This window comes from Hydrogenoanaerobacterium sp., from assembly GCF_032017025.1.
In the GTDB taxonomy this organism is placed as follows: Bacteria; Bacillota; Clostridia; order Oscillospirales; family Ruminococcaceae; genus Hydrogenoanaerobacterium.
Window position 1 is genome coordinate 102,223 of the sequence record NZ_DALZQO010000009.1, and the last position, 9,123, is coordinate 111,345.

General features: G+C 48.8%; 7 protein-coding genes. All 7 read left to right on the forward strand.

Annotation, left to right across the window (positions count from 1 at the left end):
* A partial coding sequence (locus RTV33_RS07545; RefSeq protein WP_312643080.1) for an ABC transporter permease subunit occupies positions 1–1,269 on the forward strand: 1,269 nt, incomplete at its 5' end.
* On the forward strand, positions 1,262–2,473 hold the full coding sequence (locus RTV33_RS07550) for a glycine betaine/L-proline ABC transporter ATP-binding protein (RefSeq protein WP_312643081.1): 1,212 nt from the start codon (positions 1,262–1,264) through the stop codon (positions 2,471–2,473). The genes RTV33_RS07545 and RTV33_RS07550, both read left to right, overlap by 8 nt.
* 539 nt (positions 2,474–3,012) lie before the next feature.
* Positions 3,013–3,588 (forward strand): nucleotidyltransferase family protein, encoded by a 576-nt coding sequence (locus tag RTV33_RS07555; protein ID WP_312643083.1) that lies wholly within the window; start codon positions 3,013–3,015, stop codon positions 3,586–3,588.
* Positions 3,589–3,917: 329 nt separating this feature from the next.
* A complete protein-coding gene (locus RTV33_RS07560; RefSeq protein ID WP_312643085.1) occupies positions 3,918–5,075 on the forward strand; it encodes a BMP family ABC transporter substrate-binding protein in 1,158 nt (385 codons plus the stop codon).
* Positions 5,076–5,403: 328 nt separating this feature from the next.
* Positions 5,404–6,942 (forward strand): ABC transporter ATP-binding protein, encoded by a 1,539-nt coding sequence (locus tag RTV33_RS07565; protein ID WP_312643087.1) that lies wholly within the window; start codon positions 5,404–5,406, stop codon positions 6,940–6,942.
* Complete coding sequence (locus RTV33_RS07570; RefSeq protein WP_312643089.1) at positions 6,939–8,018, forward strand: ABC transporter permease; 1,080 nt, start codon at positions 6,939–6,941, stop codon at positions 8,016–8,018. The genes RTV33_RS07565 and RTV33_RS07570 overlap by 4 nt, the downstream gene beginning before the upstream one ends.
* Positions 8,018–8,983, forward strand: a complete 966-nt coding sequence (locus RTV33_RS07575) for an ABC transporter permease (RefSeq protein ID WP_312643090.1) — start codon at positions 8,018–8,020, stop codon at positions 8,981–8,983. The genes RTV33_RS07570 and RTV33_RS07575 overlap by 1 nt, the downstream gene beginning before the upstream one ends.
* Positions 8,984–9,123 lie beyond the last annotated feature (140 nt).

Genomic DNA, 9,123 nt, shown 5'->3' on the forward strand with positions numbered 1-9,123 from the left:
GCGTTTACCTCGGCGTATGAGAAGGGTAAGCCGATTGTGGGTTACTACTGGGAGCCCACTTGGCTGCTTGGCAAGTACGATATGGTGCTGCTGGACGATGCACCCTATACAGACGAGGCCAGCTACAAAGAGGGTAAAACTGCTTGTCCGTCGGTAAAAGTAACCATAGGCGTGAGCAATCAGTTTGCGCAAGATGCTCCGGAATTTACTGAGTTTCTAAAAAAATACGAGACATCTAGTGCGCTTACCTCGGAAGCGCTGGCACACATGCAGGATACCGGAGACAATTACGCCGATACGGCTAAATGGTTTCTCACCGAGCACAGCGATTTAATTGACAAATGGCTGGACGCTGAACAGGCGGCTGCTGTAAGGGGCGCTCTTGGTTTAATGGTGCAGAAGAAAAACTACTTTATGGATTTTCCGTTTACACTGCCGATTGATGTTGATGCCTTTGATGCCTCAGTAAAAAGTTTTGCGGTGCAGTTTGATAGCTTTTTCAGTGCGATCAAGGGCGGGCTGAACGGGCTAATCGGTGGCATACATGCCATTCTCAGTATTATTCCGTGGTGGCTGATGATAGCGGCAGTTTTTGTGGGCGGCTGGAAGTTGAGCGGCAAAATGCGGGCCGGCTTCCTTTACGCGGTGCCCCTGTTCTTTATTGGTATGATCGGGCTGTGGGGACTGATGTATGAGACGCTTTCCATCGTGCTGGCATCAGTGGTTATCTCGCTTGCTATAGGCTTCCCCATTGGTATTCTTATTTCAGGCAGTGAGCGGGCGAACTCGATTGCGCGCCCTATACTGGATACCATGCAGACGATGCCCGTTTTTGTTTACCTGATACCGGCGGTGCTGTTCTTTGGCCTTGGTAAGGCGCCTGCTGTTATTGCAACTACCATCTACGCAATTGTACCGGTCATTCGTCTTACCAGCCACGGCATCCGCCAGGTTGACCCCGAGGTGGTTGAGGCTGCAAAATCTTTTGGTTCCACACGTTTTCAAAGCCTGTGGAAGGTACAGATTCCACAGGCGATGCCAACCATCCTTACCGGCGTTAATCAGACGCTGATGATGGCGATGGCAATGGTGGTTACCTGCTCAATGATCGGTGCATCCGGGCTGGGCATGGAGGTGCTCATCGGTGTTAACCGTATCGAAATTGGGCGCGGTTTGCTCGCGGGCGTAGCGGTGGTTATTGTTGCAATATTAATGGATCGCCTGACGCAGGGCTGGTTCAAGAAAGGTGAGGGGAATGGCAATGGCTGATAACAATTACGAAAAGAATACGGAAAATTTAAGCACTGACATCATAAAGGTCAGCCATCTGACCAAGCTTTACGGTGTGAATAAGGCGGAAGCTGTTAAAATGATGAAAAACGGCTCAGATAAAGAAACCGTTTACAAACAGACGGGTGTCACTGTTGCGCTGTGGGACGTCAGTTTTAACGTAAAACGCGGCGAGGTCTTTGTCATCATCGGCCTCTCGGGTTCGGGTAAATCGACTGTGGTGCGCACCCTTAACATGCTGCACAAACCCACAAGCGGACAGGTGATTTTTGAGGATAGTGCAATTGATAAATTTAACAAAAAAGACCTGCGTGAATACCGCAGAGATAAAATTTCGATGGTGTTTCAAAGCTTTGGCCTAATGAGCCACCGCGATGTTCTCGGTAATGTCGCGTACGGGCTGGAGATTAAAGGGCTGCCGCGCATTGAGCGGGAGCGCAAGGCCCTCGAAATGATCAACATGGTAGGGCTTGAAGGGCACGAGCACTCCAGTATCGGCAGCCTTTCGGGCGGTATGCGGCAGCGTGTTGGCATTGCCCGCGCGCTTGCCAACGACCCCGAGGTGCTGCTGATGGATGAGCCGTTCTCCGCACTTGACCCGCTGGTGCGCAAGGATATGCAGTTTGAACTGCTTTCAATCCAGCGCAAGCTGGAAAAAACCGTGGTTTTCATCACACACGACATCAACGAGGCGTTTAAGCTGGGCGATACCGTCGCCATTATGCGCGACGGCAAGCTGATTCAAGTGGGCACCCCCGAGGAGATGAGTGCGCACCCTGCAGATGATTATGTTCGCCAGTTCATTGATAGTGCCGACAAAACCAAGGTGCTCAGCGTGAAGCACGTGATGGCGATTCCTAGTTGTCTGGTGCGTCTGAAAGACTCGCCGCAGTACGCCATCCGCGAAATGCGCAGCAACGGAACCTCCACTGCTTACGTGGTGGGTGAGCGCATGAAGTTGCGTGGCATTGTCACCATCGATGATGCGATTCGCGCCAGCAAAGAACAGCTCTCGCTCAGCGAGGTGTACATTCAGGACGTACAAACGACTACGAAGGATACTCTGATTAGTGATGTTTTGCCCATTGCGGCAGAAGCAAAATACCCCATTGCCGTTGTCGAGGATGATGGCAGCCTGCAGGGTATTGTCACCAAGGCATCTGTGCTGTCTTCGCTCATATAAAAGAACATGTGAAAGCCCCGATGCATTTTGGAAGTGTATCGGGGCTTTGTGTAGCTCAATACCAAAAGAGAGACAGGAACATTCGCTGCAACGCCCTGCAAAAGGGGGACAAAAAGTGGCAGCCGCCCGTGGCTCCAAACTTAGAAAAGATTTTGTTCAAAGAATGCTTGACAGAAAGCAAAGTTCTGTGTGCTGCAATGAAAACATGAAAAGACGGTTTGGTGTAAAAAGGCGTTCTTGACAAGACACGGATATAAAGATAAATTTATGATGGTAGTTCAGCCTGCAGATAACCCACAGCAGCAATGAATGCAAAAAAATTAGCAACTAGCAAGCGAAATGATACGGAGATTCAGCCTAATGGTTGCTGTTTGCGGTATAGATGGTGATCATTCTGGCTGATTTTGCAACCAGATACCAAAAAGCAGTGTATAATTACCAAAAATTAGAATAAATTTTTATTAGTCATTCTTAATACTTTTAATTGCACATGTTTAAAAAAAGTAGTAGAATAAAACCGATGTAAGTGAGGCTGCAAAATGAAACAGTTATGCGCAATTGTATTGGCGGCGGGGCTTTCCTCCCGCATGGGTGAAAATAAGCTTTTGATGGATTACAAAGGTCGACCGATGTCGGAATATATCCTGCAGAATTTAAAACACAACAGCATGTGGCTCAATGAGGTGCTGGTGGTGGGCAGGCTGCAGCAGACAAAAGAATTGGCAGAACGCTACGGTTTTAATTATGTACACAACAGCCAGCCGGAGCGCGGTATGGGGCACTCGCTTGCGCTGGGGGTTCAGGCAGCAGCGCAATGTGACGGTTTTTTGCTCGCACTTTCCGACATGCCCGACCTCAAAACGGGAACAATCCACACGCTTTGCCAAAGTTTTAATCAAGACCCGTTGCGTATCACCGTTCCGGTGTACGGTGGCAGGCGCGGAAACCCCGTATTGTTCCCGGCTTCGTATCGTGAGCAGCTTTCTGCCTTGGACGGTGATAAAGGCGGAAGAGATTTGATTCGGCGCGAACAACAAAACCTTGCCCGTGTGCAGATTTATGATGCCGGAATTTTGCGGGATATTGATACAAAATCGGATTTTTATGCAAAATAGTCAGAGTTTTGTGGAGTTTGTTGGTATTATGTACGACTAATCGTGTAAATATCCAGTTGAAAAGTAAATAAAATGCAAATTATAACCATTCCTCTGAATTTGTCTATAAGGGAGCCAGATTGCTCGAAATCGCATTGACATGCCCATTTTGGTTTGCTAAAATGTTTTCATCAGCAAGGGTGCTAACATATCGAAACAGCACACTCTGATTGAAAAGCAGCCGCTTTATGAAGCGGTTTATGCAATCGGTTACAAGGGGCGAGCGTAATGTCAGCCCCTTTTAATATTTCTCACAAAAAGAAAGACGAAATTTAGGAGGGTATACTGAAATGAAAAAGGTATTGGCAATCATGCTTGCAGTCGTTTTGGCTGTAACAGTAATGGCAGGCTGTGCCCCTAAGGCTGTTCAACAGGCGCAAAGCAGCGCACCCGCTGCATCTCCAGACGCTGCACCCGCAGAATCTGCCGCCCCCGCAAACAAAGCAATTGCGAAAGAAGATATTAAAGTAGGTTTTCTGTATGTAGGTCCTGTCGGTGACGAGGGCTACTCCTACGCTCACGATCAGGGTAGAAAAGAGCTTGAAACGAAGCTCGGTGTTAAAACCATGTTTGTTGAGAACGTCCCCGAAACCGCCGATTGCGAGGCTCAGATCCGTAGCCTGATCGACCAAGGCTGCAATGTAATTTATGCAACCAGCTTCGGTCACATGAAATTTATCGATGCAGTTGCGAAAGATTACCCCGACCTTTATTTCGGACATGCGACCGGCTTTATGACAGAAGCAAACATGTCCAACTACATGGGCCGTATTTATGAGGCGCGTTACCTTTCCGGCATTGCGGCAGGCATGAACACCAAAAACGGTCAGATTGGTTATGTTGCAGCGATGAAGACCGCCGAAGTTATCCGTGGTATCAATGCATTTACTCTGGGTGTGCGTTCGGTCAACCCCACCGCTACCGTTGAGGTGAAATGGACAAACTCTTGGTATGACCCCGCTGTAGAGAAAGCAACCGCAGTTGACCTGCTTAACAAAGGCTGCGACGTAATTGCACAGCATTGCGACACCACCGGCCCGCAGGTTGCCGCCCAGGAAAAAGGCGCAAAATGCGTTGGCTACAATGCGCCTACAATTTCCGCGGCGCCCAAAGCTTACCTCACCGCGCCTCTGTTCCACTGGGGCACCTTCTACTGCAACGATGTTCAGAGCATTATCGACGGCACATGGGCTCCCCAGTCTTACTGGGAGGGGATCAAATCCGGTATGGTTTCTCTCGACGCTCTGTCTGAGAATAACGTAGCAGGCACCAAAGAGAAGGTTGAAGAGGCTCAGGCGAAAATCGTTGACGGTTCCATGTTTGTTTTCAGCGGTGAAATCAAAGACAACGAGGGCAAAGTAAAGGTTGCTGCCGGTGAGAAAATGACCGACGAGCAGATGCTTGCTTTTGACTGGTTTGTGGAAGGCGTTATCGGCTCGGCAAAATAAAAGCACAGCACCTGGTAAAAGGGGTTTTGCGGAAAAACTGCAAAATCCCTTTGCCTAAGGTGAAAGAGGCCGCCTTGTGTGGCTTCGGAAGTGATGATAGGGCATTTCCGAAGAGATACAAGTCATAGCTCTCATAGTTCTGCCGTACAGTAGAAACGGCGGGTTTATTCTTTTTACCCATTTTTGTGTTTTTCCACTATAAAAAGCATAAGTGATAATTCCCTTATTCAAAACAAAGGGGCTGATTCGCACGTAGGCATATGCTTATAGTGTATAAATCTGCTCCGGTTTTTCAACAGCAAATATGAAAAAAGGCAGGCGATACTCCATGGAGATCAAACCGTATATCCGGCTCAATGGAATCACAAAGACCTTTGGCCCAGTTGTGGCAAACAACAACATCAATCTTGACGTAAAAAAGGGCGAAATCCACGCATTGCTTGGTGAAAACGGCTCAGGCAAAAGTACGCTGATGAGTATCCTTTCCGGTATCTATCAGCCGGATAGCGGCACCGTTTGTTTGGGAGACAAGCAAATGGCATTTACCTCGCCCAAGGATGCGATTGATGCAGGTATTGGCATGGTGCACCAGCACTTTAAGCTGGTAGACGTGCTGAGCGCAAAGGAAAACATCATTGCGGGGCAAAAAGGCTCATTTTTTGTCGGTGGCAAAGAGCTGACGCGCAAGATTACCTCCATTGCTGAAAAATACGGGCTTTCGATCGATCCGGACAAAAAAATCTACAACATGTCGGTGAGTGAAAAACAGACGGTTGAAATTTTAAAGGTGCTGTACCGCGGCGCCGATGTTCTTGTGCTTGACGAACCCACGGCAGTGCTTACCCCACAGGAGATTCGCGTATTGTTTAAAATACTGCGCAATATGAAAAACGAAGGCTGTGCGGTTATCATTATCACCCATAAGTTGGGCGAGGTTATGGATATTTCTGACCGCGTCACGGTGCTGCGCAAGGGCGAGAGCATCAAAACGGTGAACACCTGCGATACCAACATCCGCGAGCTGACCGAATTCATGGTGGGGCGTTCTATTTCGCTCGACCTTGATTGTCCGACGGTGGATTCAGCTATCAAGCATACCATTTTAGAGGTTAAAGACCTTACGGTGCGCAACCATGTCGACCACATCAATGTGCTCAATAAGCTCACATTCTCGTTGTCGTCGGGTGAAATTCTGGGTGTTGCGGGCATTGCGGGCAGTGGGCAAAAGGCCCTTTGTGAGGTAATTACCGGCCTTGAAAAGGTAGCTTCGGGTGAACTGGTTTTTAACAGCGAAAGCCTGATTGGCATGTCACCCAAGGATATTATTCGTAAAGGCATCAGCATGAGTTTTGTCCCTGAGGATAGGCTTGGTATGGGTCTAATCGGCGGAATGGATATCACCGATAACGTATTGCTCAAATCTTACCAGAACATGCCCGGCGCGTTCATTAACCGAAAGGAAGGCAGGCTCAAAGCGGAAGAAATCATCAAGCAATACGATATCAACACCACCGGACCTGCACAGATTGTAAAAAAGCTTTCGGGCGGCAACATTCAAAAGGTGCTGTTGGGGCGTGAAATTGCACTTTCTCCGCAGCTGCTTATTACAGCGTACCCTGTGCGTGGGCTTGATATCGGTGCTTCCTACAACATTTACGATATGCTCAACGAGCAAAAACAGAAAGGCGTTGGCATTCTGTTTATCGGTGAAGACCTTGACATTCTGCTTGAGCTTTCCGACCGTATTATGGTGCTGCATGGCGGCGAGGTAATGGATATCGTCGACCCGAAAACCACCACAAAAGAGGAAATCGGAATGCTGATGATGGGGCATAAGGAGTCGAAAGGGGAGGTGCAGGCGTCATGATTAAAATTGTAAAAAAACCTGAAGTCTCCCCTGCACAGTCTAATGTCCAGCGTGTGCTTTCTATTTTAATTGCGCTTGTTGTGGCAGCAGGTTTTATCATGATTCTGGGCTACAGCCCGATTGTGGTGTACAGCGAGATTGTCAAAGGTGCCACAGGCTCGCTTTATCGTTTTAAGGAGACAATCAATAAAGCAATTCCGTTGGTGACGCTTTCGCTCGGTATTGCGGTGGCGTTTAAAATGAAATTTTCCAACATCGGCGCAGAGGGGCAGTTTTACCTCGGTGCAATGGGTGCGGCATACATAGCGTTTTGTTTTCCCGACATGCCCCGTGCGCTGCTGTTACCGCTGATGGCAATTGTAGCAATGATTATGGGCGGTATCTGGTGCTTTTTCCCCGCCATTTTAAAAACAAAATTTGGCACCAGCGAAACACTGGTTACCCTGATGATGAACTACATTGCGGTAAAATGGGTCACCTACCTGCAATACGGGCCATGGAAAGACCCTAACGCATTCGGATTCCCAAAAATGCCGCAGTTTACCGAAAATGCCATACTGCCCAAGGTATTCGGCGTGCATGCAGGCTGGCTTATCGCTCTGGCATTGGTGGTCATCATCCACATTATTATGAGCAAATCAAAGCTCGGATACGAGATTTCAGTATTGGGTGAAAACCCGCAAACTGCGCGCTATGCGGGCATGAATACAATGAAAATTCTGTTTATCTCGGTGCTCATCAGCGGTGGGCTTTGCGGCCTTGCCGGTATGATGCAGGCGTCTGCCATCGAGCAGTCGCTTACCGATAAGCTCTCAAGCGGCCTCGGCTTTACCGCCATTATTACCGCATGGCTGGCGCGTCTTTCCGCACCGACGATTCTGGTGGTGTCGTTCTTCTTTGCAATGCTGCTGCAGGGCAGCGCCTATTTGCAGAGTGCTTTGCAAATACCCTCGGCAGTTGCCGAAATTTTGCAGGGTATCATTCTCTTTTTCGTGCTTGCAAGCGAATTCTTCACCCAGTATAAATTTGTTTATAAAAGGAATACGGCGTCTGACGCGAGGGAGGTAGAGGCATAATGGATTTCTTAAACGGAACCGGATTGTTCCTGCAAACCGCGGTTCAAATGGGTACCCCTTTGCTGTTCGGTACGCTCGGCGGCATCCTTTGCGAAAAGGTAGGCCACCTAAACCTTGGTGTTGAGGGCATGATGCTGCTCGGTGCTGTAATGGGCTTTCTCACCGCACTCAAAACCGGAAACCCGCTGCTGGCGGTGATTGTTTCGGGGCTTGCAGGTATGGCGGGAGCACTTATTTACGCGGTTATTACCGTCACATTTCGTGGCAACCAGACGGTAACCGGCCTTGTGCTCACCATCTTTGGCACAGGTGTGTCCAGCTTTATCGGGCAAAACCTCGCCGGGCTTTCGCTGCCCGAAAACCTGCTGACAGCGCTTGGTATTCACAATATTCCCGGTCTTTCCGCCATCCCCGTGCTCGGTACGGCATTGTTCAAACAGAGTATTTACATTCACATCGGGTGGATCTGCGCGATTGTAATCTATTTGTACCTGAAGAAAACCCGTTTGGGCCTTTCGATGCGCGTAGTGGGCGAAAACCCTGCAGCAGCAGATGCCTCGGGCATTAATATTACGCTGTACAAATACGTGCATATTCTGGCGGGCGGTTTTCTGTGCGGGTTGGGCGGTTCTTACCTGTCACTTGTTTTTGTACCCCGCTGGCAGGATGAAATTACCGCCGGTATGGGTTGGATTGCCATTGCACTGGTGATTTTCTCCACATGGAACCCTGCCAAGGCGATTTTTGGTGCATACCTGTTTGGCGCGCTGCGCGGAGTGGCACTAAAAATGCAGAATGTGCCGCTCAGCTTGTTCGGCAACAAAATTACCATCGATTCCGCACTGCTGGATATGCTGCCCTACATGATGACGATTGCGGTTTTGGTGTTCATCACCCTGCGTAAAAAGAAAGAGAATCAAGCACCCGCATGGCTCGGCAATGCCTACTTCCGCGAAGATCGTTAACAATCAGTTGTTTTTGGGGAGTAGCAAATCAATTGTTACTGCGGCACATAAATGCGAATACGATAAGCAGAGCCACCGACATGTATGAACTGCACCCCTAAAGTTAGACAGTATGGTATACTGTAAAAAACTTTGGGGGT